The 23,562-nt window shown below is 54.5% G+C and carries 20 protein-coding genes; 9 read left to right on the forward strand and 11 right to left on the reverse strand.

What is annotated here, in order from left to right:
* Window positions 1-99: 99 nt before the first annotated feature.
* Complete coding sequence (locus tag GOB85_RS00785; protein ID WP_173575706.1) at window positions 100-552, forward strand: DUF2946 family protein; 453 nt, start codon at window positions 100-102, stop codon at window positions 550-552.
* Window positions 553-756: 204 nt separating this feature from the next.
* Window positions 757-2,877 carry a TonB-dependent receptor gene (locus GOB85_RS00790; RefSeq protein WP_408737003.1) on the forward strand — a complete coding sequence of 707 codons (2,121 nt, stop codon included), beginning with the start codon at window positions 757-759 and terminating at the stop codon, window positions 2,875-2,877.
* Between the two features lie 178 nt (window positions 2,878-3,055).
* On the opposite strand, the gene GOB85_RS00795 is transcribed toward GOB85_RS00790, so the two are convergent.
* Window positions 3,056-3,403: a DUF3147 family protein gene (locus GOB85_RS00795; protein WP_173575938.1), complete on the reverse strand. Its 348-nt coding sequence runs from the start codon at window positions 3,401-3,403 to the stop codon at window positions 3,056-3,058.
* 161 nt (window positions 3,404-3,564) lie between these two features.
* On the opposite strand from GOB85_RS00795, the gene GOB85_RS00800 reads away from it, so the two are divergent.
* Entirely contained in the window at window positions 3,565-4,548 is a 984-nt protein-coding gene (locus GOB85_RS00800) for a zinc-dependent alcohol dehydrogenase family protein (RefSeq protein ID WP_173575708.1), read from the forward strand.
* On the opposite strand, the gene GOB85_RS00805 is transcribed toward GOB85_RS00800, so the two are convergent.
* Window positions 4,549-7,137: an HWE histidine kinase domain-containing protein gene (locus GOB85_RS00805; RefSeq protein WP_173575709.1), complete on the reverse strand. Its 2,589-nt coding sequence runs from the start codon at window positions 7,135-7,137 to the stop codon at window positions 4,549-4,551.
* A gap of 318 nt (window positions 7,138-7,455) precedes the next feature.
* On the opposite strand from GOB85_RS00805, the gene GOB85_RS00810 reads away from it, so the two are divergent.
* Window positions 7,456-8,370, forward strand: coding sequence for a DMT family transporter (locus GOB85_RS00810; RefSeq protein ID WP_242011183.1), 915 nt, complete (start codon window positions 7,456-7,458; stop codon window positions 8,368-8,370).
* On the opposite strand, the gene GOB85_RS00815 is transcribed toward GOB85_RS00810, so the two are convergent.
* Window positions 8,357-8,935 carry a YqaA family protein gene (locus GOB85_RS00815; RefSeq protein WP_173575710.1) on the reverse strand — a complete coding sequence of 193 codons (579 nt, stop codon included), beginning with the start codon at window positions 8,933-8,935 and terminating at the stop codon, window positions 8,357-8,359. The two genes, GOB85_RS00810 and GOB85_RS00815, sit on opposite strands and share 14 nt — an antisense overlap.
* Before the next feature lie 804 nt (window positions 8,936-9,739).
* On the opposite strand from GOB85_RS00815, the gene GOB85_RS00820 reads away from it, so the two are divergent.
* Window positions 9,740-10,324, forward strand: coding sequence for a methyltransferase domain-containing protein (locus GOB85_RS00820; protein ID WP_173575711.1), 585 nt, complete (start codon window positions 9,740-9,742; stop codon window positions 10,322-10,324).
* Between the two features lie 241 nt (window positions 10,325-10,565).
* On the opposite strand, the gene aroC is transcribed toward GOB85_RS00820, so the two are convergent.
* Together aroC and fabI are read right to left on the reverse strand one after the other, a co-directional pair.
* Window positions 10,566-11,636: a chorismate synthase gene (aroC, locus tag GOB85_RS00825; RefSeq protein WP_173575712.1), complete on the reverse strand. Its 1,071-nt coding sequence runs from the start codon at window positions 11,634-11,636 to the stop codon at window positions 10,566-10,568.
* A gap of 39 nt (window positions 11,637-11,675) precedes the next feature.
* On the reverse strand, window positions 11,676-12,530 hold the full coding sequence (gene fabI / locus GOB85_RS00830) for an enoyl-ACP reductase FabI (protein ID WP_173575713.1): 855 nt from the start codon (window positions 12,528-12,530) through the stop codon (window positions 11,676-11,678).
* A 146-nt stretch (window positions 12,531-12,676) separates the two neighbouring features.
* Between fabI and pdxH the strand changes: the two genes are divergently transcribed.
* Together pdxH and GOB85_RS00840 are read left to right on the forward strand one after the other, a co-directional pair.
* Window positions 12,677-13,303: a pyridoxamine 5'-phosphate oxidase gene (pdxH, locus tag GOB85_RS00835; protein WP_173575714.1), complete on the forward strand. Its 627-nt coding sequence runs from the start codon at window positions 12,677-12,679 to the stop codon at window positions 13,301-13,303.
* A gap of 130 nt (window positions 13,304-13,433) precedes the next feature.
* Window positions 13,434-14,309 (forward strand): universal stress protein, encoded by an 876-nt coding sequence (locus tag GOB85_RS00840; protein WP_173575715.1) that lies wholly within the window; start codon window positions 13,434-13,436, stop codon window positions 14,307-14,309.
* 88 nt (window positions 14,310-14,397) lie between these two features.
* On the opposite strand, the gene GOB85_RS00845 is transcribed toward GOB85_RS00840, so the two are convergent.
* Window positions 14,398-14,901, reverse strand: a complete 504-nt coding sequence (locus GOB85_RS00845; protein ID WP_173575716.1) for a hypothetical protein — start codon at window positions 14,899-14,901, stop codon at window positions 14,398-14,400.
* A 297-nt stretch (window positions 14,902-15,198) separates the two neighbouring features.
* Between GOB85_RS00845 and GOB85_RS00850 the strand changes: the two genes are divergently transcribed.
* Complete coding sequence (locus GOB85_RS00850) at window positions 15,199-16,014, forward strand: DODA-type extradiol aromatic ring-opening family dioxygenase (protein ID WP_173575717.1); 816 nt, start codon at window positions 15,199-15,201, stop codon at window positions 16,012-16,014.
* Window positions 16,015-16,052: 38 nt separating this feature from the next.
* The gene (locus tag GOB85_RS00855; RefSeq protein WP_173575718.1) at window positions 16,053-16,661 is read left to right on the forward strand and encodes a YceI family protein; all 609 of its coding nucleotides are present in this window, start codon (window positions 16,053-16,055) and stop codon (window positions 16,659-16,661) included.
* Window positions 16,662-16,761: 100 nt separating this feature from the next.
* Here the strand turns inward: GOB85_RS00855 and radC are convergent, their stop codons facing one another.
* The 5 genes from radC to pdhA form a co-directional block, all read right to left on the reverse strand.
* Entirely contained in the window at window positions 16,762-17,412 is a 651-nt protein-coding gene (radC, locus tag GOB85_RS00860) for a RadC family protein (RefSeq protein ID WP_242011184.1), read from the reverse strand.
* 923 nt (window positions 17,413-18,335) lie between these two features.
* A complete protein-coding gene (gene lpdA, locus GOB85_RS00865) occupies window positions 18,336-19,745 on the reverse strand; it encodes a dihydrolipoyl dehydrogenase (RefSeq protein WP_173575719.1) in 1,410 nt (469 codons plus the stop codon).
* Between the two features lie 89 nt (window positions 19,746-19,834).
* Window positions 19,835-21,109, reverse strand: coding sequence for a pyruvate dehydrogenase complex dihydrolipoamide acetyltransferase (locus GOB85_RS00870; RefSeq protein ID WP_173575720.1), 1,275 nt, complete (start codon window positions 21,107-21,109; stop codon window positions 19,835-19,837).
* A 10-nt stretch (window positions 21,110-21,119) separates the two neighbouring features.
* Entirely contained in the window at window positions 21,120-22,478 is a 1,359-nt protein-coding gene (locus tag GOB85_RS00875; RefSeq protein WP_173575721.1) for a pyruvate dehydrogenase complex E1 component subunit beta, read from the reverse strand.
* Window positions 22,479-22,483: 5 nt separating this feature from the next.
* The gene (gene pdhA / locus GOB85_RS00880; protein WP_173575722.1) at window positions 22,484-23,491 is read right to left on the reverse strand and encodes a pyruvate dehydrogenase (acetyl-transferring) E1 component subunit alpha; all 1,008 of its coding nucleotides are present in this window, start codon (window positions 23,489-23,491) and stop codon (window positions 22,484-22,486) included.
* Window positions 23,492-23,562 lie beyond the last annotated feature (71 nt).

Below are 23,562 nucleotides of genomic sequence, written 5' to 3' on the forward strand. Positions count from 1 at the left end.
CATGCTGCATTCACTGGACTGTGAGATCACAACAGATTAGGCCTGCTTTCCAGAGCAAATAAGTCGACCTAACGAGGAAGGCAGGCTGATCGGCCATCCATGACTGTTCCGGTTACTCCTGCGACACGGCAGCGTTGCTGCCGCTGGCTTATCGTCGCGCTGACACTGATCGGTCTGCTGGGACAGCTTTCCCTGCAGGGGCTGTCGATGCCTGGTGACACGCCAAGAGCGACGATACTGCGCCTGACAGGGATAGATATCAGCCCCACGCATAATGACGCAGGGCCGATGTCGTCATCGATGCATCACCATCACATTATGCATGAACAGATGGCGTCGGGTGCTCCCCACCAGACACATCATCAGCATGATGTGGGCTGTGCGCTCTGTCCTTTGCTGATGATTTTCGGCGTTATTCTGACAGCAGCGATTTTTCTGCCCGGGATCTCAGGTGCCTGTCTGCTTATGCGCCGACTGTTCGCTCAGCCACGCGCACCACCTGTTTTCGCCCGTCTTCTGCCTCCCTTACGAGGACCTCCCGGTCTGATCTGACTGCTTCCGCCGGCACATATGACGGCCATTCGCATGAAGCGGATGACACGTTGTGTGGCCCGACTGCTGCCCGGATCATGACAGGACATCCCTATGTGTGGATTCAGCCGAAGACGGAGTCTGCCTGGCTCCGTCTTCACGGCCGGCCTGACGATAGCCAGCCTGAGCCCTTTACCTTTTATCGCGCCCGCCAGGGCACAGACGATGATGATGAAAACCCCGTCTGACGAGAGCATCGCAACTCCTGGTCCGACGCATCCTGAGACAGCCATGACCATGCTGTCCGCCGGACGGTCATCCGTTGCCGTGACCGGCATTGAAGCACGGGACAGGGAATATCTCTCTGTAAACGGCCTTCGTGTGCCGTTTGTTCACAGCCCGGATACAACGTCACTGTTCCGGCACAGCCTCGGTTTCAGCACATATTCTGCCGGTGGTGTTTCAGCGCTTCCAGTGCTGAATGGGATGGCGGACGACCGTGTTGCTACGATTGTGGACGGAATGCGAATTGAGTCCGCCTGCCCGAACCACATGAACCCGGCGCTCTCTTATGTAGACCCTGATTCTGTTTCAAAGGCTGTCGCGACTTCCGGAATTACCCCGGTCAGTATTGGTGGCGACAGTATTGGCGGAACGATTGAAGTCGAACGGAGAGATCCTCAATTTGCTGAGAAGGGAAAAATCCTCGTCACCGGGCATGTGCGAGGCGATTACCGGAGTAATGGTGGTGGGTCGGGCGCATCCGGTTCCGTCACGGTTGCAAATGATCTGCTCAGCCTGCGCTATTCAGGATCCTACTCGCATGCCAGCAACTACCATACCGGCGGAGATGGGCGGCAGGTACGCTCAACAAGTTACCTCAGCTTCAATCATGCGGTAACTGCCGGATTGCGAAAGGATAACCATCTCGTTGCCATTACTTTTGGACAGCAGGACATTCCTTACGAAGGCTTCCCAAACCAGTACATGGATATGACCAACAACCGGTCAACTTACGTTAACGGGAAATATAAAGGCGATTTCGACTGGGGAACACTGGAGGCGAGAGGGTTCTGGCAGCGCGTCGATCACGCCATGGACATGATGAGCGACAAAGGCGGGCATTCCGCCACAACCGGCATGCCAATGGATACAGACTCCCGCACGGCCGGATATTCACTCAAAGCAACCATTCCGCTTGGGTCAAATCATACACTACGCCTCGGAAGTGAGTTCGATCATAACGGTCTGAATGACTGGTGGCCGCCGCTACAGGGAAGTACGATGATGGGGCCGGACACCTTCCATAACATCAATAACGGCCACCGTGACCGTCTTGGTCACTATGTCGAATGGAATGCGCAATGGCTCCCGCATCTCTCGACTGAGTTGGGTTTTCGCAATGACCTGGTCATGATGAATACGGGTCCCGTGTCGCCGTACTCCTGGAGCAGCATGATGTCCATGGCCGACGCGACGGCCGCACGACAGTTCAATGCCACCTCACGCGGTCGCACCGATACCAATTTCGATGTAACGGCACTGGTCCACTGGCATGCGCTCGATAGTCTGATGATTGAGGGTGGATACGCGCGGAAAACGCGGTCTCCCAATCTGTATGAGCGTTACGCCTGGGCAACAGGAAACATGGCGACCAGTATGATTGGCTGGTTCGGAGACGGAAACGGGTATGTCGGGAACCTGAAACTGACGCCGGAAGTTGCGAACACAGCCAGCTTTACGCTGACCTGGCACGACCCGGAGCATCATGCCTGGGAGATAAAGGTTCAGCCTTATTACACCTATACCCACAACTATATTAACGTTGTCCGCATCGGGGAATTTTCAAACGGACTTTCAAAATTACAGTTTGTGAATCATAATGCGCAAAGTTATGGCATCAACGCGTCCGGTTCCCGACAACTCTGGAAAACGACCGTGTTCGGCACGGGCGAACTCAGAGCCAACGTCAACTGGGTTCGCGGACAGGATCTGGTGAACCATTCCGGACTTTATCATCAGATGCCGACGAACGGCACCGTGGGTCTTCATGAAACGTTTGAGAACTGGACCGGTCGGGTTGAGGTCACGCTTGTAAAGTCAAAAAGTACTGTTGACTGGATCCGAAATGAACCCAGGACACCCGGTTATGCACTTCTGGGAATAGGAGGGAGCTATCGATGGCGGAACTTCACTCTGGATGCCAGCATCGATAATATCTGCAATCAGAAATATTATCTGCCACTCGGGGGACTTTCCCTTGGCGATTACAAGGCGACGGGCGTTTTGTCGCCACTGGCCGGAATGGGCCGATCGTTTAATCTGAGTCTCACGGCATCGTTCTGAGCGATAATCGGGTCTTTTTGGGGAAGGCTGGTGAGGGGCAGGGGTTTGCGAGACCTGCCCGATCCGGTATTTTCAGATAATGGATTTGCTGTGTAAAAAGGCAACTGGCATCCTCAAAGTTGGGGACACAGCCGGAATCGGAAAGTATCACTCTGATCATCCAGCCACAGCTTTAGCTTTACAGCGAATATCCGGCCCGACGCGCGATGAGGATTGTCAGCAGGTAAAGCACGACTGTCACGGAACATCCGACGAGCAATGCCGGCCAGAACGGAACGCCCCGACGCATCAGCCAGGGGATCAGGAGAAACATCGGCAGAGAGGGAATAACGTAAAAGAACGTCGCTGACACATGCGTTTCCATACGTACAGGATCATGGGTCTCCAGCCAGAGCCAGATCATCCCGAAGACGGAAATAAGGGGAAGGGATGCGACAAGTGCCCCCAGCGCCGGATAACGGCGTGCGATTGTGGAAATCAGTGCGATCAACACGCCAGACAGCGCTGCTTTGAGAAAGAAGAACATCAGGCCGGATTTCCCGTACACTCCAGACACGTGACCGGAGACCATATACCGGGGCTGCATCCCGCTCTGAACATGACGTTGATCACGATCATTCCTTTTTTCCTTCAGCTTATTCTAACCTGCGTCCCGGTATTCACCAATCCGGACGGGAGAGCCTGACGATGTTCGCCATGCAGCTCAAAAAGCCTCGCACGCCTCTTGAATGGGTTGAATTACCAGACCCTGAACCCGGCGAAGGCCAGATCAGAGTCAGGGTTTCCGCATGCGGGGTCTGTCGCACGGATCTGCATGTCGTTGATGGCGATCTGACGCACCCGAAGCTGCCGATCGTTCCAGGACACGAAATCGTGGGTCGGGTTGATATGATCGGCCCCGGCGTGACGGATCTCAAAATCGGTGAACGCGTGGGAATTCCCTGGCTGGGTCATACCTGCGGGCATTGCCTTTACTGTGACGAAGGCAAGGAGAATCTGTGTGATCATCCGCTCTTTACCGGTTACACCCGTAACGGAGGCTATGCCACGTTAACTGTTGCCGATGCGCATTATGCCTTTCCTCTTGGCGAAACAGGGGATGACATTTCACTGGCGCCACTGCTCTGCGCCGGTCTGATCGGATGGCGATCGCTGTCCCATGCGGGAAACGGAAAAAAAATCGGTCTTTATGGCTTCGGCGCGGCGGCACACATCATCACGCAGGTGCTGCGCTGGCAGGGCAGGGAGGTTTATGCTTTCACCAGCCCGGGAGATACGGAAAAACAGTCCTTTGCGCGTTCTCTGGGTGCCGTCTGGGCTGGCAGTTCGGACGAAATGCCACCAGAGACGCTCGACGGAGCAATTATATTCGCGCCAGTCGGCTCTCTTGTTCCCGCTGCTCTTCGGGCAATCCGCAAGGGATGCCGGGTGGTTTGTGCCGGAATCCATATGAGCGAGATCCCGGCGTTTTCGTATGACATCCTCTGGGAAGAGCGCGAAATCGTCTCCATCGCTAATCTCACCCGTCAGGATGGGATCGACTTTCTGTCACTCGTGCCAAAAATTGGTATCAAAACGACAACGACGCCATACCCGCTGCGGCAGGCCAATCAGGCTCTGGATGATCTGCGTCACGGACGCTTCGACGGAGCGGCTGTGCTCGTGCCCTGATCAGGGTATCGCGTTGCCGGAAGCAGAAAGTAAGGCACCAAGGACAGTGACGATCTCTGATGTCGCATAGGGTTTGCGTATCACCGGAACATTATGAAATTCGTCGGGGATCATGGAGCGATCCATATACCCGGTTGCGAACACGAATGGCACGCCCCGCTCGCGAAGCCGTCGGGCAAGGCCGACAGAAGTCTTTCCGTCCAGATTGACATCAAGAACAGCTGCATCTGGTGGATTGGCATGCATGGCATCCAGGCCCTCGTCGACCGACGAAACTGTCGTCACATCCGCCGCGCCGAAGTCGAGCAGGGCTTCCTCGACTTCCATCGCGATCAGAAGCTGATCTTCCACCAGAAGGATGTGAGCATCAGTAACGCCCTTTGAAGGCTCCGTCGCAGTTGGCTCATGCGGAGAATGCAGGGCTGTTTTCGTTACAGGACCACCTGACGCCAGACTGCCCCGCTCTTCCACAAGGCATGCCAGAGACCCGAATTTGTCAGGGACAGAGACCCGGATTATAGCGCCTTCCGGCCTCAGGTCGCGCGAGGCGCTTCCGCCGAGCTCATGGCTCACGGCCCGCTCCAGAAGGACCGAGCCGAAACCCGAACGAACTGCGGCTTTTACCAGAGGACCGCCCGTTTCGGTCCAGACGATGTCCCACGTTTTATCCCTGTCGTTATGCTCCCATCTGACGTCAAGCCTGCCTTCACGAACTGAAAGAGCACCGTATTTGGCAGCGTTTGTCGCCAGTTCATGAAACAGGAGAGTCATGATCGACAAAGCCTTGCCCGGCACCCACAAATCAGGTCCTTCAAAGATCACGGTTCCTGGTTGTAGCCGGTAGGGCGCAAGTTCTGCTTCAAGCAGAGACCGCAGTGATCCGCCATCACTGGCGCGGGAAACCTGGTCATGCGCTGTCGCGAGTGCCGCGATACGTCCCCGTAAGGCCATAAAATGGTCATCCAGTGAGCGACCAGGTGATGGCGGGCGGCTGACAAGGGACTGGACCACGGCGAGGATATTTTTGACCCGATGGCTGAGTTCTTCATTCAGCATTCGTTGCCGTGTTTCGGCTTCTGCCCGTTCAAGAAGCTGCTGCTGCCGGTAGGCCCCCATAACTTCGATTAACGCAGAACGAAGCTGTTCAGCCGCTTCCTCGTCTTCGGTTGTCCAGGGATCAGAACGGCCCCGCAGACTGGTCAGTTGCGGGGGCACATCTCCGCCTGAATACTCTGCCTGAGACAGAGGAACGCTGGCCGGCCGATTGACCACACGAATAATTTCACGACGAAAAACAAACATATAGTCGCCTGGCTGCGGCGAAATCGGGATAATCATCAGTCCCGCAGCCCAGGGTAGCAAAGAATGCAGGGCACGGTTCTCAGCAGAGAGATGTTCGGTAGTCCATATCTCCGATCTGGCCCGTATATCTGCTTCAGCCACCAGAATTGCGATAATGTCTCCTGCAAGTTTTCCTTTGTGCTGCGTCCATTCGTTGTTGATCCACACGGCGATATCATCGCAGTCAACCAGTGACATCAGACTGGCGAGCTGGGATCGCACATAAGAGGGAATATCGAGCGTTGAGGCCGCATTATGCAGAAAATGTTCGATCAGCGCATGAGCGCGGATTGTGACCTCAAGACGGTATGATCTGATCAGAGCCGCAATCTGTAAGGCTGCGAATTCGCCAATCATTTTCGCTATAGCGCGCTCGTCCATGGTAACGACGCGAGACTCGTAATGGCGACAGGCGATCATGCCCCAGAGTACGCCGTCCACCACCAGCGAGACTGCCATGGAAGCCCTCACACCGCGCGAAAGAAAATATGCGCGTGCAAGTGGAGACACTCCGCGGAACTGAGCAAAAGACATATCCAGAGGACACAGCCCACGAACATCGTTCACGACCGGGATTTCCTGCGCAATCACATCGTCAATCACACGCACGCGGGTTCTGCGATACTGACTTGTAGCCAGGATAGGAACGTCCTCAATCGATAGATAATGTCCCTTGAATTCGTCCAGATCGGGCCGTTTCTCCTCGGCAACTACTTTGGGCAGACCATTCCGGTCAAACCGGTAAAGCATCACCCGGTCAAAACCGGACACCAACTTCACCTCCTGCACCACAGATGTGAACAAGGCCTGAAGATCAGTTTTGTCGCGCAGACGATCGATCACCATACGAAGCTGAGAAATGAGCCGGCCGTTTTCCTCAGGCTTGCCGGAGGGTTCACATTCAAGAATCAGTTCGTCACCCGAAAGATGAACAGCAACATCACGGACTGTACCACCGGCAAGAGAGAGGTCGAACAGAAGAGCCGGTCTGCCCAGCTGCCGGCTTTCATCCATGGCAGAGAAAACGTGTTCCAGTGCTGCCGGGCCAATACAGTCTTCAAGAGAAGCACCGGAAGAAATAGCCGGGTTAGCGAGAAAAATGGTGGCATTTTCAGAATGGCGCTGAAGAATAAATCGAGGTAGCCCAAAGGACAGCAGGCATCCACGTGGCTGAATAAAACCTGGCGAGAAAAATGCTTCCAGATCGCTTTCTGTCGGGTCAGAGCGACCGCATTCAACGAGATCCACGCAACGCCTCCCTCTTTCCATTCAGGAAAGCCATTTCAATTGTTAACGGCACAAATGCCGGGAAAGCCACTATAATTGCTCTGCGGCGCCCGAAGAATGTCCTGATGTTTTTTGTCCATTAAATATTCACGGAAAAAAAGGCAGAGAGACCCAAGACAAGGATGCTTTATTTCGTGTCACGAAGCGCAGGGCTGTTCTGCGTTTCGTGACACGAAATCATCTTCTCCTGGAGCCCCCGGGCAGAGTAAGCGAACGCACGAAAACCACCAGCCAGTCGCCGCGTTTTTACGGCGTCGTGCAAGCAAAGCAGGACCAGAAATGCCATCGACCGCCGCCTCAGGAATGCTGCTGGCCTTCATGGCCTATGCTGCGTTTTCAATCAGCGATGCTTTCTCCAAACTTCTGGCCGGAAGCCTTGACCCGTTTGAAGTGGCTTTTTCCGGTGGCGCTTTCGGTTTTCTGATTCTTCCGTTTGTGCGGCAAAAGCATGAATCCTATATCGACATTGTGCGCACAGCCCATCCGGGAATGTGGCTTATCAGGGCCGGTGCTGTTTTTCTGGCCACGGCTTCAAGCGTGGAAGCCTTCATGCTTCTGCCGATGCCGGAAGCCCTCTCTCTAATGTTTCTTATGCCGTTTTTCGTGACGATTCTCTCAGTCACATTTCTGCGAGAACAGGTAAATATATGGGCTTGGATTTCGGTGGCTGTCGGATTCGTCGGCGTTCTGATCGTCTTGCGACCGGGGTTTCGTGCGCTTCATTTCGGCCATCTCTGCGCCCTGGTTGCAGCGGTCGCGAATGCCGTAGGCGTAATCGCCTACAGGCGGTCAGGACAGAACAGCCCCAGATTGTCGTTGTTTGGTTCAAGCCTGATCGGGCCGCTCGTGGGCAACGGTATCCTGATGATGGGACATGCTACCTGGCCGGATGCCACGGGCTGGATTTTTCTCTTCGGTTACGGGCTTCTTGCTGCGCTTGGTCAGCTTTTGCTCATGATGGCAACCCAGGCAGCGCCGGCAAACAGGGTCGCGCTGCCACAATACAGCCAGATGGTCTGGGGCGTCGCACTCAGCTACACGCTGTTTCACCAGCAACTGGATCTATGGGGATTCGTCGGTGTTATTATTGTAACATTATCCGGGCTGGTGAACTGGATCCGCCAGAAAATAAAGTTTCGTTACATTGCCCTGCATGGAACCGCGATGATCCGCTCACGGGTCAAAGATACCTGAGTGCTACGATTCCACCGATCAGCAGGATTGCGAATATGCCACAAACAAGTGGCAGACGCTTTTCGATAAAAGCCTCGATCGGGGCACCGAAGCGCCTCAGAAGACCTGCGACGAGAAAAAAGCGAACGCCCCGTGTGACAAGACTTGCGAGCATAAAAGGTACGATCGCGAAATGGGCAGCGCCGCTGGCGATGGTGACGAATTTATAAGGAACCGGCGTCAGGCCTTTGATCAGAATGATCCACACGCCCCACTGGCGAAATTTTTCCTGGAGCGTCACGAGTGTGTGCTCAGCGTGATAGAAATGCACAATCGGCATGGCGACATGCGCGAGCAGAACGGCGCCAATATACCAGCCCAGAAGTCCACCGCACACGCTGGCGACAGTAGCGATCGCTGCATATTGCCATGCCCTGCTTCGGTTGGCGAGAGCCATGGGAATCAGCAGCGTTTCCGGCGGCAGAGGGAACACACTGGCTTCGGCAAAACACAAAAGTGCAAGCCAGAAGGGGGCCTGGGGGCCGGCTGCGTGAGCTCGCACGCGGGCGTAGAGGCGGTCGAGCATGGCGGTATAGAGATCCTTTATTGAAAGCGGGTGCTGTCCGATGCCATCGGATATATTTCTCCGCAAGAGGCGTGCGCTACCCCAGGGGCATATAGGATTTATGTTAACCTGACGGACAAATTATTTTCGTAATACATCATTTATATATCAATATGAATTCATAATATTGCAACATGAAAAAAGTATAATTTGGTAAATTTTTTTATTTGTATAATATCATCTATAAGTTTGTTTTTGTAATAGTAAAAATATAATGCATTATTTATTATAACAATTACCCATTTCAGGACAGTATTTATTTTTTAACCTGTGCTTTCGGTGTTCGTTGAAGGCGAATGGATTATCTGAGCTGTGCATTTATCATTATTGTCATCTCCGTAATATCTGAGTTTTTTTGATTCATTCAGATCAATCAGAGCATTTATACAGCCGGCCTTAAGTTTTTTTTCAATTTATCGATTGATATTCAACTTTAAATTTATTCGGAACGAAACGTGTATCCGGCGCCTCACGGGTTCCTGGTTTTTTCAGAGGATATGGGTATCCGCAGTTTTGCAGGCGGAAAAACTTCAGTCGTTTCGGTCTGGCCTGGATCCAGTTGAACAAGACGAAGGGCGGTGTACCGCGATTTTCCAAACGGAAAACATGTGGAACGAATTTTAAGCCGTTTGTTGCCGCCGGGGACGACTAAAATTCCCAGTGTTGTGTATAATTGTAGACTATATTAAAAAGAAAGACATGATGTCCAAAATAACGCCATCAAGCCCTTACCGTGAGAGCAGATTCCGGATCATAATGGCGCTTGTGGATGAGATTGTTTCTCAGCATGGGTTTTGTCGGATTATCGATCTCGGCGGCACACCGACTTACTGGGAGACGGCGCCGGCTTTTGCGCAGCGCGCCGATATGTCGGTTCTCATAGTAAATCGTGAATATTTTACAAGTGACGATCCGAGGATAACCTGTATTGTTGGTGATGCTACTGATATGTCATCCTATTCAAAAAATGAATTTGATCTTGTTCACTCCAACAGTGTTATCGAGCATGTTGGATCACAGGAAAATATGGCGAAAATGGCCGAAGAAGTAATGCGCCTTGCCCCGGTTTACTACGTCCAGGCCCCAAATTACTGGTTTCCATATGAATTTCACACCCGGATGATCGGATTTCACTGGTTACCTAAGCGGTTGCGTCTGACACTTATGATGTATCGATCATGCGGGCATTATCCACGGGCCCGGTCACGGGCCGAGGCCCAGCAATATGTCGCCGATGCAAACAGTGTGACCTACCGGCAAATGAGACGCTTATTTCCCGATGCCGCCATTACAGGCGAAAAGTTTCTCGGACTGAACAAGAGCTGGATGGTCGTTAACAGGAGCCGCTGAGCAGACATGGAAGGGATTTATGTAATGTCCTTCTGTCAGTATCACGGGATACGTCTCTGTGAAACGGACTCACACGATTGTCGCATAATATATATTATGCCAACTAGACTGCTGACTTGAGGCTCTTCGACGCAGGTCAGGTGAAGATCACTAATGCGACTACCAACACTACCAGCAAGAAATATCGCAATATTCCGGCGATCACACTCATCCTGGTCTGATGGACAGATCCGGCCAGAGGCTACCCGACCTGCCCCCGATGCCGCAGCTTATGGTCAGCCAGCACGCAGGCCAGCATAGCTTCACCTACCGGAACGGCCCTGATTCCCACGCACGGATCATGCCGTCCCTTCGTTACTACCTGCACATCTTCGCCGGTCACATTCACCGACGGCACAGGGGTCAGCATCGAACTGGTTGGTTTCACAGCAAACCGGGCCATAATCGGCTGCCCGGTAGAAATCCCGCCGAGGATACCTCCCGCATGGTTCGCTTCGAACGCGATTGCCGTTCCATCCATGTGCATCGCGTCCGCATTTTCCGGTCCGGTATACGCAGCTGTCGCGAAACCGTCGCCAATCTCCACGCCTTTGACAGCATTGATGCTCATCAGCGCCGCAGCAATGTCAGAATCGAGCTTACCGTAAATCGGCGCTCCGAGCCCGGGAGGCACGCCGTCCGCCACAACCTCTACAACAGCTCCGACTGAAGATCCGGACTTACGAATCTCTCCGAGATACTGCTCCCACACCGGAACCATCGCAGCATCAGGACAGGAAAACGGATTATTCCCCACCTCCCCCCAGTCCCATCGGCTCCGGTCGATTACATACGGCCCAACCTGCACCAGTGCTCCCCGCACCCGGATTGTCGGTCCGAGCACCCGCCGTGCCACAGCACCCGCAGCGACCCGCATTGCCGTTTCGCGCGCTGAAGATCGGCCGCCACCACGATAATCACGAATGCCATATTTCAGATGATACGTCAGATCCGCATGACCTGGACGAAAGGTCTGTGCGATCTCACCATAATCCTTCGACCGCTGATCTGTATTCTGAATAATCAGCGAAATCGGGGTTCCGGTCGTCAGGCCTTCAAAAACACCGGAATAAATCCTGACCTCGTCCGGTTCCCTGCGCTGCGTCGTAAACGTCGATTGCCCTGGACGCCGCTGGTCCAGAAAAGGCTGAATATCGTCCTCAGTGAGCGCAATGCGTGGCGGACAACCGTCGATCACACAGCCGATTGCCGGCCCGTGACTCTCGCCCCACGTGGTCACACGAAACAGACGACCAAAAGTGTTATGCGACATCCCTCACCTTCTTCCCGTTCAGCCAGTCAGCCGAACCCGTCAGTCGCCGGCTACCGAAATATCCGGTGCCAGCGGGTTCTTCATGCCAACGATATGGTAGCCGCAGTCAACGTGGTGAATTTCACCCGTCACTCCCTTTGAAAGGTCGGACAGCATATACAGCCCGGCCCCCCCGACCTCTTCGAGAGCAACATTGCGCTCCAGCGGCGAGTTATATTGATTCCATTTGAGAATATAACGGAAATCACCAATCCCGCTCGCGGCAAGAGTCTTGACCGGACCTGCAGAAATCGCATTAACCCGAATTCCGTCGCGCCCCAGATCCGCCGCCATATAGCGAACCGAAGCCTCAAGGGCCGCCTTGGCGACGCCCATGACATTATAATGTGGCATCACACGCTCCGCCCCGAGATAGGACAGTGTCAGCAGCGAGCCGCCATTTTTCATCAGCGCCGCCGCCCGGGCCGCCACTGCTGTAAATGAATAACAGGAAATATCCATGGACGTCAGAAACGCCTCACGTGGCGTATCGACGTAGCGTCCGCGCAGATACTTCTTGTCCGCCCACCCAATGGCATGGACGACAAAATCCAGCGCACCCCATTCCTTTTCCAGAACAGAAAACGTCTCGTCGATAGCAGCGTCATCGGCAACATCGCAGGGCAGAACCAGGCTCGATCCGATGCTTTCTGCCAGAGGTCGCACGCGTTTACCCAGAGCTTCACCCTGATACGTAAAAGCGACTTCACCTCCCTGAGCCGCAACGGCCTGGGCGATTGCCCAGGCGATTGAACGGTCATTGGCCACACCCATGATGAGGCCTTTTTTACCCCTCATCAGGGTTCCGGTCACAGGATGTTCACCGGCGGAAGGGGAAGCAGCGCCTTCAGACATGCAGAAACCTCAACTGGCTGGAAAGATGACAAGATGGCACGGGTCGTTGCACAACCAGACAGCAGGAACAACCCCGGAAACGGGCGACAGGCCAGCGCAATGCACACGCACGCACCGGGCCACCCGCAGCCAGCAGGAGAAAAGCCATGACTACAGAAGCGACCGGCGTCACAACCTCCCCTCTGATTGACCTCTCCGCCGACCCGTTCGACCTTTTCAATGCCTGGATGACCGATGCAGAGGCCAGCGAGCCCAATGATGCAAATGCCATGACGGTTGCCACGGTCAGTCCGGAAGGCCGGCCTGACGCCCGTATCGTGCTGCTCAAGGGTGCCGACCGGAACGGCTTTAGCTTCTTTACGAACCTCGAAAGCCGCAAAGGTCATGAACTCGCGGCGACCCCGGCTGCAGCGCTTCTGTTTCACTGGAAAAGCCTGCGCCGTCAGATCCGTATCGAAGGCCCTGTTTTTCCGGTGAGCAAAGAGGAAGCTGATACCTATTTTGCCAGCCGTCGCCGGATGTCCCAGCTCGGAGCCATTGCTTCCAGGCAGTCCAGCCCCCTCCCCGATCGTACCATCTTCGAGCTGCGCCTGAAGCAGGCAGAGGCGAAATATGCTGGCAAACAAGTTCCCCGCCCGGAAAACTGGTCTGGTTTTCGTGTCAGACCAGATCGTTTTGAATTCTGGCAGGATCGCCCGTATCGCCTGCATGATCGGGCCATCTGGGTTACGCGTGGCAAAAACGCATGGGACGTTACGCGCCTCTATCCCTGAAAGTGATTCTGGGCGGGAACCCCGGTGTAACCAAATGCACGCGCAAAGCGTTATTGGCATATAGTTACCGCGATCCGGGTCGTGCTCCCCGCCAGCCCAGGTTTATCATCACGCCGGTCAGGAGAGAGCCATGAAAGAAGTCAGAAAAATACTGCTCCCCATCAGCAGCGCCCGAAATGCGGAAGCGGCTTTCGTCCTCGGACGTAATTTCGCCCGCCGTTTCAATGCCCATCTCGCTGTGCTTCACGTCAGCCCGGATGGCCGTGATATCGCTCCCCTCGCCGGTGAAGGGCTGACCGGCGGCATGGTCGAGGAGCTGATGTCCGCAGCGGAGCGCGAGGGTAGCAAGCGCACCCGTGAAGTTCACCATGCTTTTGAAATGTTTGCTGAACGCAGTGGAATCGCTGTTGTCGCACCACGAATCCCGTTTCCGCAGGAAGAGCCCAGTATGAGCTTTAACATTATCAAGGGTTCGGAAAGCGAAATCGTCCCCTGGCATGCGCGGCTGTCAGACTTCACTCTCGTCCCTCATCCGGATAGCGGGGATGAAGTTTCATCCTCAGAGGCTCTCCACGCCGTTCTGTTCGACAGCGGGCGGCCGGCTGTCATTGCCCCGCGCGCGCCCATGACGCACATGATCAAACGCGTCGCCATAGCATGGAACGGAACGGCTGAAGCCGCCTCGGCTCTGCGTGGGGTTATCGCCTGGGCCAGCACAGCTGAACGTGTCCGTGTGCTTCATTGCGGCGATTACCAGCGCCGTGGCCCTACTGCCCGGGAGGTGGTCGACTACCTTTCGATGCACAACATCACTGCTGATCGCGTCGAGTTTGCGCCAATCGATCGGGATGTTGGCCGTGGCCTTCTTGGTGCATGTCAGGATTTCGGTGCCGATATGCTGGCCATGGGGGCTTATTCCCACTCCCGACTGCGCCAGCTCATCCTGGGGGGCGTCACACGACACGTTCTGGAAGAAGCGACCCTTCCGGTGATCATGAGCCGCTGAGAGTATGACGGAGCATGAGTCGGTCACTCATGCTCCAGGTATCGTGACTCTGCCATCAGCCAGACGAAGAGATCAGGCATGTTCAGCTTCACTGAAGCTGAACATCCGTCACATGGCGATAGGAATGTTCGCCTGTGTTCCAGCGCCAGACAGAATAAGACGATGCGGTTCCTGAAAAACTCAGGTCATATGTCCCGCCATGCTGCGTCTGCAGCACACCGATGCCGGACGCCACTGTTCCTCCAATGACGCGATCAGATCCATCGACAAGTGTCACACGATAACCAGCACTTCCGAAACATACGCCGTGACTGCCGGTAAAGACTGCGCTCACATGTGTCAGCGCGCCATCGAGATGCAGATCCATAATGCGCGGAACCACCTTCTCTCCGCATGAGTTTTTATAATTCCCGCCTTGCTGCGTCAGGGACGTGACGGCGTGCAGAACATTTGCATCCGCTGCCGTTGCCGGGCGAGCCGCACTTTCTCCGAAAAAGCGCGTATTTCCGATCTGAGATTTATAATCCTGGGCATGCAGCGGCTGTCCGGACAGTCCGGACATCAGCAGCCCCACTAAAGTCATGTACTTCATCGTCAGCACTCCCGGCGATGAACAGATTGCATGGCCGGAACGCAGCTAAGCTGCACAATGCGGCCAAATCAGGACATAGTGCTGATACTCTTCGATTCTTAAGGACGTATCCGGGGAGCGGAATATCCCTGTGCAACCCACATGTACGAAAACCTGCATACTCGTTACACGGCCAGGCGTTGTCTCTCTGCTTCTTCGATATCTCAGGCTTTGAATGGAGGACGAGTTGCTCGAAATGGGTATTATCGCACAGAAAGGCAAAACAGATATGATGCCTGATTTACTACCGGGGCAGAAATGACAGGGACTTCAGCAGAACATTGCATTCGTCAGCCCGTGCTGTTCCTTCCTCATGGTGGTGGTCCATGTTTTTTTATGGACTGGCCAGGCTGGGGGAAACTTGAAGCTCATCTGCGCAGCATTGCGACCACGTTACCCCGCAAACCTGATGCCATCCTTGTCGTTTCAGGCCATTGGGAAACGGAAATCCCTGCCGTCACTTCCGGAAAGCTCCCCGAACTTATCTATGATTATTATGGATTTCCGGAGCACACTTACGATCTGAGATACCCGGTCCCGGGTTCACCACGGATCGCGTCCCGCGTTCGCGCCCTGCTCACCGCCGCAGGTATCCCGAATGTCGGGGATGATGTCCGCGGGCTCGATCATGGTGTTTTTATTCCCTTCATGCTGGCCTTCCCGGATGCTGAGATCCCGGTCGTCGAACTCTCTCTCGGTGCCGGAATGAGCCCGACAAAAGAACTGGCAGTAGGGCATGCCCTCAGGCCGCTCCGCGCCGAAAACATTCTTATCGTCGCTACGGGCATGACCTTCCACAATCTTCCTCAGTTTTTATCAAATGATCGCTCGACTGATGCCGCTTCCCGCGCGTTTGATGCCTGGCTCGTCAGTACCATCGAGGCTGCGCCAGACCTGCGCGATGAGGCGCTGAGGCATTGGGACAAAGCCCCTGGCGCACGCATCTGCCACCCGCGTGAAGAACACCTTCTACCGCTTATGATCGCGGCAGGAGCAGCCGGAACTGACAGGGGCCAGCAGTCCTGGCATGACATCATTATGGGCAAGGCTCTGTCAGGTTTCCGTTTCGGCTGACCGACATAATTTTTTTTACAACACAGAGTGAGCAGAAAATGAAAATAGCCATCCGCACCCTGACAGCCGCGACAATGGGCTTTGCTGTCTCTCTCGCAGTCGCGCAAGCCGCGCCAGTCCCTACCGACGTCCCGGGCGGCACCTATAGGGCCGATCCTGCTCACACCCAGGTCGTGTTTTCTGTTCTGCACATGGGTTTCACAAATTATACCGGCCTGTTTTCAGAAGGATCAGGCACTCTGACATTCAACCCTGCCCATATCACCAGTACAAAACTCAACGTTTCCATTAAAATCCACAGCGTCCAGACAACCAGCAATCATCTCACAGAAGAACTTAACAGCACAGACTGGCTCGACGCAGCAAAATACCCGACAGCTACCTTCGTGTCCTCAAAGGTTTTGCCGACCGCGTCAGGTGCCGCTGAAATTGCTGGTATTCTCACTTTTCACGGTGTTTCTCGTCCCGCCACCATAAGCGCTACCTTTATCGGCGCCGGAACAAACCCGATGAACAAAGCCTATACTATCGGTTTTGAGGGTACGACAAAAATCAGACGCAGTGATTTTGGCGTAAGTAAATATGTCCCGCTGGTCGGTGATGACGTCACACTGAAAATAGCAGGCGCCTTCGAAAAACAGAGCTGATTTCGTTAGCCGGACTAGTCGTGGTTCTGCCCGGATACGGGGCAGATCGCCCCCGAGCCTGTCCGGCACGTTTGTCTGTCAGTTAAAGAAGCTCCGCTTTTTACAATAGCCCCTTCTCAGCAAAACTTAGCCACTGGCCGTTTCCTACAATGATGTGGTCCCGAACTGTCAGTCCCAGCACTGCCGCAGCTGAGCTAACCTGCCGCGTCATCGCGACGTCGTCCGGAGACGGTGTCGGATCCCCGCTCGGGTGGTTATGCACCAGAATCAGCGAGGTAGCTTCCAGCTCAAGCGCCCGCCTCACAACTTCGCGCGGATAAACCGGCGTATGATTCACCGTTCCCCTCGCTTGCGCCTCGTCCGCAATTAACCTGTCATCAGGCCCCAGAAATAAAATCCTGAATTGCTCAATAACCTCTCGTGCCAGCACCGCCGACAGATACCCATAAAGTCGCTGTCGATCCGAAAGCACCTCACAGCCCTCCAGTGCTGCCCTGTGCAGTCGTAACGCTGCTTCCTGCATTACCCGGATTGCTGACAGCAGATGCGGGCCTATTCCTGCAATTGCTCGCAAGGCCTGATCCGTCGCGGCTAATGTCCCTGCAAAAGATCCAAACCGGGCGAGTAAAATGGTTGCCAACCCCTCAGCGTCTTCGTGCTTCGGCATTGCGAGATGCACCAGGTAAACAAGCGCCTCCCGATCATCAGCGGATAATTCATCTGACAGCAAAGCCTGAAGTGTATCAGACAACTGCAGCTGCGTGCTGCGCAATGACTGTTCCGACTGCGAGAAACTTGTCGACTTTGAAACCGTGGAAAACCGCTGACGCACCAGTTCGGAAGATATGCCTGCATCAGCAAACCCATCACTCCTCTTATCCAAATCCAGTGGATCCTTAATAAAAAATTGAGTAAATTCAGAATAAGTAGCTTTCCATATGTGGTTTGTTTCATCAATATTTATAAAAATAAAATAAATAATGTTATATAATTTATTATCATAAAAATTATAAATTATAAATTTTTATACAGTATTTATAACGGAATAACTTAAAGTATTATAACCCGCATATCTCACGGGTGAGATGGTCCCTGTATCTGGACAGGCATTGAGCCTGAATAAGCCTGGCTGTCGGGTTACGAGACGTCACTGGGACGGTGCAGGCGCGCACAACACCAGCCGTCCGGGCGGAGATTGCTGACAATGCCGTCGACTTCCTCAAATCTGTTAAAACTGCCTTTCCTTTCCGGATCACCCAGATCCTGACTGGCAGGAGCTCGTGTTTGACGGCGAACGCCTTCGAAAAAGCTTGCCGCGACATGAGTGTCAACCGGCGTCGACCCTATGCACAAACCAATGGAATGGTGAAACGCTTCAATGGCCAGAGGTGCTGCAGGTCTGTGTCGCCAGCCACGACCTGCTCAATGACTTCCGCTTCGCTTACAACCAGCGAAAGCAGCGTGTTCTGGATGGACTATCTCCCGTGGAACACATCGCTTCGTGGTTCGAGGAACATCCCCGATCCCGCAATCCTGATTACATGAAACCAGACAGTCAGGACATGTCGACAAAATTCTCGAATGCGCCAATGACGTCTCGCAACCGGACATTCTTTCAGTCACTCACCATGATCTGGCAAATGCAGATAAATTCAAAATCGATCCGGATAAAACTTAAAAATGTAACGCCCCGCCATAAGCAGAAAGCACTGCTTCGTGCATCGATTCAGAGATCGTCGGATGCGGGAAAATAGTCTCTTTCAGTTCTGCTTCCGTCAGTTCACCAGTCCTCGCGATAACGAATCCCTGGATCATTTCGGTAACCTCAGCGCCGATCATATGTGCACCGAGAAGTTCACCTGTTCTGGCATCAAAGACAGTTTTCACCAGACCTTCAGGCTCCCCCATTGCTATGGCTTTTCCATTTCCTACAAAAGGAAATTTTCCAACCCGAACCTCATAACCAGAAGCTTTAGCCTTAGCTTCGGTATAGCCCACTGACGCTATTTGCGGGCGACAATAAGTGCATCCGGGAATTTTTGTGGGATCAATGGGATGAACTGAGAGACCAGCAATCGCTTCGACGCACATGACAGCCTCGTGGCTGGCTTTATGCGCGAGCCACGGAGCACCCGCGACATCGCCGATAGCATAGACGCCTGGTTCGCCGGTTTTGCAATATTCGTCCGTCCTGATATGCGTCCGGTCGACAACGATTTTAGTGTTTTCCAGACCGAGTTTTTCGACGTTCCCGACGATACCAACTGCTGAGATCACACGATCGACGGTAATTTTCTGAGTTTCGGTCCTGGTCGTAACTTCGACGCTCACCTCATCTTTTGCCTTCGCCAACGGACCCAGCTTAGCATTGGTCAGGATCTTCATTCCCTGCTTTTCGAAGGATGCGTAAGCTAGTTTGCTGATTTCTTCGTCTTCGACCGGCAGGATACGGTCGGCGACTTCGACGAGCGTGACCTCCGATCCCATGTTGCGGTAGAAAGAAGCGAATTCGGTTCCGATAGCGCCGGAGCCGATCACAAGGAGACGGCGCGGCAGGAGATCCGGAACCAGAGCCTCGCGGTAAGACCAGACGAATTTACCATCGGGTTCCAGTCCAGGCAGAACCCGGGCACGGGCGCCGGTGGCGAGGATGACGTGCGCGGCTTTCAGCTCCGTAATGCTGCCATCGACCATGGTAACGGTGATTTTTCGTTTTTTACCATCAGTGCCGCTGAGTTTTCCAAATCCGTTGAAAACCGGCACTTTAGATTTTTTGAGCAGGTGCCCTACGCCGCCGGAGAGTTGTTTTGCAACCCCCCTCGATCTTGCAATGACTTTTTCAAAATCGAAGCGGGGATTGTCGACGGCGAAGCCGAATTGTCCGAGATCGTGCAGGAGATGGTTGATCTCTGAGGCCCGCAGCAGGGCTTTTGTCGGGATACAGCCCCAGTTCAGGCAGATGCCACCAAGGTGGTTACCTTCAACCACAGCGACAGATAATTTGAGCTGTGCCGCGCGTAATGCGGCGACATATCCACCTGGACCACCGCCGATAACAACCAGATCGAACTCGGTTGTGCTCATGTTTCTGCTCCTGCAGTCGTCTCTGGCTTCAGAGCGTAAACCATTCATACAGGTTCAGGCTCTGACACGTTATTATGGCGATTATCTTCTCAGACCACCAGGCTGATGGGGCTCTCGACCACGGAACGGAACACTGACATCCACTGCGCGGCCAGCGCGCCGTCGACAACGCGGTGATCGACCGAGATGGTTGCCGTCATCACCGTTGCGATGGCCAGGCCGTCGCCTTTGACTACCGGGCGTTTCTCACCGGATGCGATGGCGAGAATCCCAGCCTGTGGCGGGTTGATTATGGCGGAGAACTCGCTGATACCGAACATGCCCATATTGGAGATCGAGAACGATCCCCCCTGGAATTCTTCAGGTTTCAGCTTTCCGGCGCGGGCTCGGGAAACGAGGTCTTTCATCTCGTTACTGATCTCACGCAGGCTTTTCTTATCTGCGTCGCGGACAATCGGGGTGATCAGCCCATCCGGGATCGAGACGGCGACGGAGATATCCACGCCCGGGTAATGAACGATGGCATCCTGCGCGTAAGAGACGTTCATATCGGGGATGCGGCGCAGAGTGACGGCCGCGGCTTTGATCAGCATGTCGTTGACGGACAGTTTGAACGCGTCCGCGCCCTCGGCGGGAGACGCAGCGTTCAACTGGCTGCGAAGCGCCAGCAGGGCGTCGAGCTGCACGTCTACGGCGACGTAGAAATGTGGGATTGTGGTTTTGGCTTCCGTCAGACGGCGTGCGATGACTTTGCGCATCGACGACATCGGGATGGTGATCGCTTCGGGCGATATGGCGGCGGGTGCTGATGGCTGTGCGGATGGTTTCGCGGTGCCTTTTGCTTTTGCCGCTTCGACATCGTGTTTAACGATGCGACCGTTGGGGCCGGAGCCTTTGACCATAATGAGGTCGATACCTGCGTCTTTCGCGATCCGCTTTGCGAGCGGAGACGCGATGATTCGGCTGGCAGCAAGGGCTGTACCCGGCTTTACTGGCTCGGTTTTCTGCGAAGATGCAGCGGTCCCGGTTACTGCGGCAGGCACCTCGGGCAGGGCTGGGATATTCTTAGGTACAGCGTCTTTCGGAATTGCACTACCCGAAGCCATATCCGGCACAGCTTCGCCTTCCTCGACAAGGATGGCTATGGGGGTGTTTACCGCGACACCTTCGGTTCCGGCTTCGACGAGTATCCTGCCGAGCAGCCCTTCCTCGACGGCTTCCACTTCCATGGTCGCTTTGTCGGTTTCGATCTCGGCAATGACATCACCGGAGAACAGTTTGTCGCCCTCCGCTTTTAACCAGCGGAGAAGCTTGCCTTCGGTCATGGTCGGCGAGAGCGCCGGCATCAGAATATCAATAGCCATGACGTCCTCCTCAGACCAGCTTGCGGACGGCGTTCACGACCCAGTCGGGCTGTGGCAGCGCCAGTTTTTCGAGGTTGGCGGCAAACGGCATCGGCACGTCTATGCCGGCCACGCGGACGGGCGGCGCGTCCAGCCAGTCGAAGGCGTGTTCGATCACCTGCATGACGATTTCCGCACCGATGCCGGCGAACGGCCAGCCTTCTTCGACAGTGACCAGACGGCTGGTCTTTTTCACGCTCCCGACGATCGTTTCGATGTCCAGCGGACGCAGAGACCGGAGGTTGATCACCTCGGCATTAATCCCCTCCTCTGCCAGGAGATCAGCGGCGGCGAGCGCGGTCCCGACACTGATTGAGAAGCCGACGAGGGTAACGTCTTCGCCCTGGCGTTCAATCTTTGCCTTACCAATCGGCAGAATAAAATCGTCATCGACAGGACAAGAGAATTTCTGTCCATAAAGGATTTCATTTTCGAGGAAGATGACCGGGTTTGGATCGCGGATAGCAGCGCGGAGAAGGCCTTTGGCATCGGCTGCGGACCACGGCGCCACAACTTTCAGGCCGGGGACGTGTGCGTACCAACTTCCGTAACACTGCGAGTGCTGAGCGCCGACGCGGGCTGCGGGACCATTCGGGCCACGGAAGACGATCGGGCAGCCCATCTGACCACCGGACATATAGAGCGTTTTAGCGGCTGAATTGATGATATGATCAATGGCTTGCATCGAAAAATTCATGGTCATGAATTCAACGATTGGTTTCAGACCGGTCAGGGCGGCGCCAACTGCCATCCCGGTAAAGCCATGTTCGGTGATCGGCATATCGAGAACGCGTTTTTCACCGAATTCGTCGAGCAGACCCTGGGAGATTTTATAAGCCCCCTGGTATTGCGCGACCTCTTCACCGAGCAGAAAGACATCCTGATCCCGGCGCATTTCCAGCGCCATGGCGTCACGCAGAGCTTCCCGGACTGTAACCTCTTCAGTCTCGCCCCAGTCTTTTTCCGATTCCGATACTGATTTTTCCGGGACGGCTGGTGCTGTGGTGGCTTCAGGAGCAACTTTTGCTGGCCCGGACTTTGCGGGTTCGGCCGGTGTGGCACTGGCAGCTGTCTCGGGAACGGTTTCGCCTTCCTCTGTGAGAATGGCGATCGGCGTATTGACGGTAACGTTTTCCGTGCCTTCCGGCACCAGTATTTTTCCGATCACGCCGTCATCGACGGCTTCCACTTCCATTGTCGCTTTATCGGTTTCAATTTCCGCGATGACATCGCCTGGCGAAACGGCATCACCTTCCTTTTTCAGCCACCGGACGAGTTTGCCGTCCGTCATGGTGGGTGAAAGTGCCGGCATAAGAATCTGGACAGCCATAATAATTACGCCTCTACGAGCACGTCTGTGTAAAGTTCGGACGGATCAGGCTCCGGGCTCGTTTCTGCGAACTGGCTCGCATCGGCAACGACAGCCTTTACGTCTGTTTCAATTTTCTTCAGTTTTTCTTCCTCAATACCAGCGGCCAGCAACTCATTACGAACATGATCGATCGGGTCGCGCTTCTGGCGGATCTCGTCGACCTCAGTGCGGGCACGATATTTCGCCGGATCGGACATTGAATGACCGCGGTAGCGGTATGTGGACATCTCAAGGAGATAAGGGCCTTTTCCGGCGCGACAATATGCGACGGCTTCTTTCGTGGCGGTGTTCACGGCGGAAACATCCATGCCATCGATCTGCTTACCGGGAATGCCCCATGGTTCGCCGTTGCGCCATAGCTCTTTGGAAGCCGAAGCGCGTTCAACGCTGGTACCCATACCGTAGCGGTTATTTTCGATGACGAAGACGCAGGGGAGCTTATGCAGGGCAGCAAGGTTGAAACTTTCATAGACCTGACCCTGGTTCGACGCTCCTTCACCGAAATAGGCGATCGAAACTTCGTCGGTCCCGCGATATTTGTTTGCAAATGCGAGGCCTATTCCAAGGGCGACCTGGGCACCAACGATGCCGTGGCCACCATAAAAATTCTTTTCACGCGAGAACATATGCATTGATCCTCCCTTGCCGTGGGAGTAGCCGGTGGCGCGACCGGTCAGTTCGGCCATGACACCACGCGGATCCATGCCTGCTGCCAGCATCTGGCCGTGGTCACGATAGGAGGTAATGATTTTATCGCCCTGTTTCAGGGCAAGCTGGACACCAACGACGACGGCTTCCTGTCCGATATAGAGGTGGCAGAAGCCACCGATCAGCCCCATGCCGTAAAGCTGCCCCGCTTTCTCTTCGAAGCGCCTGATGAGAAGCATATCGTGAAAAGCATGCTCCAGTTCTGCAGTTGAGAGACCGGGATCGTTTCGCCCTTTATCGGTCACACTGGCACCGTCGTTCATTAACCGAGCTCCATTTACACACCGCATAAGAAACCCACAGACGCACCCGGAAAAAGTGTTCTGTCTGGTTT

Source organism: Acetobacter fallax (assembly GCF_011516735.1).
Classification (GTDB): Bacteria; Pseudomonadota; Alphaproteobacteria; order Acetobacterales; family Acetobacteraceae; genus Acetobacter; species Acetobacter fallax.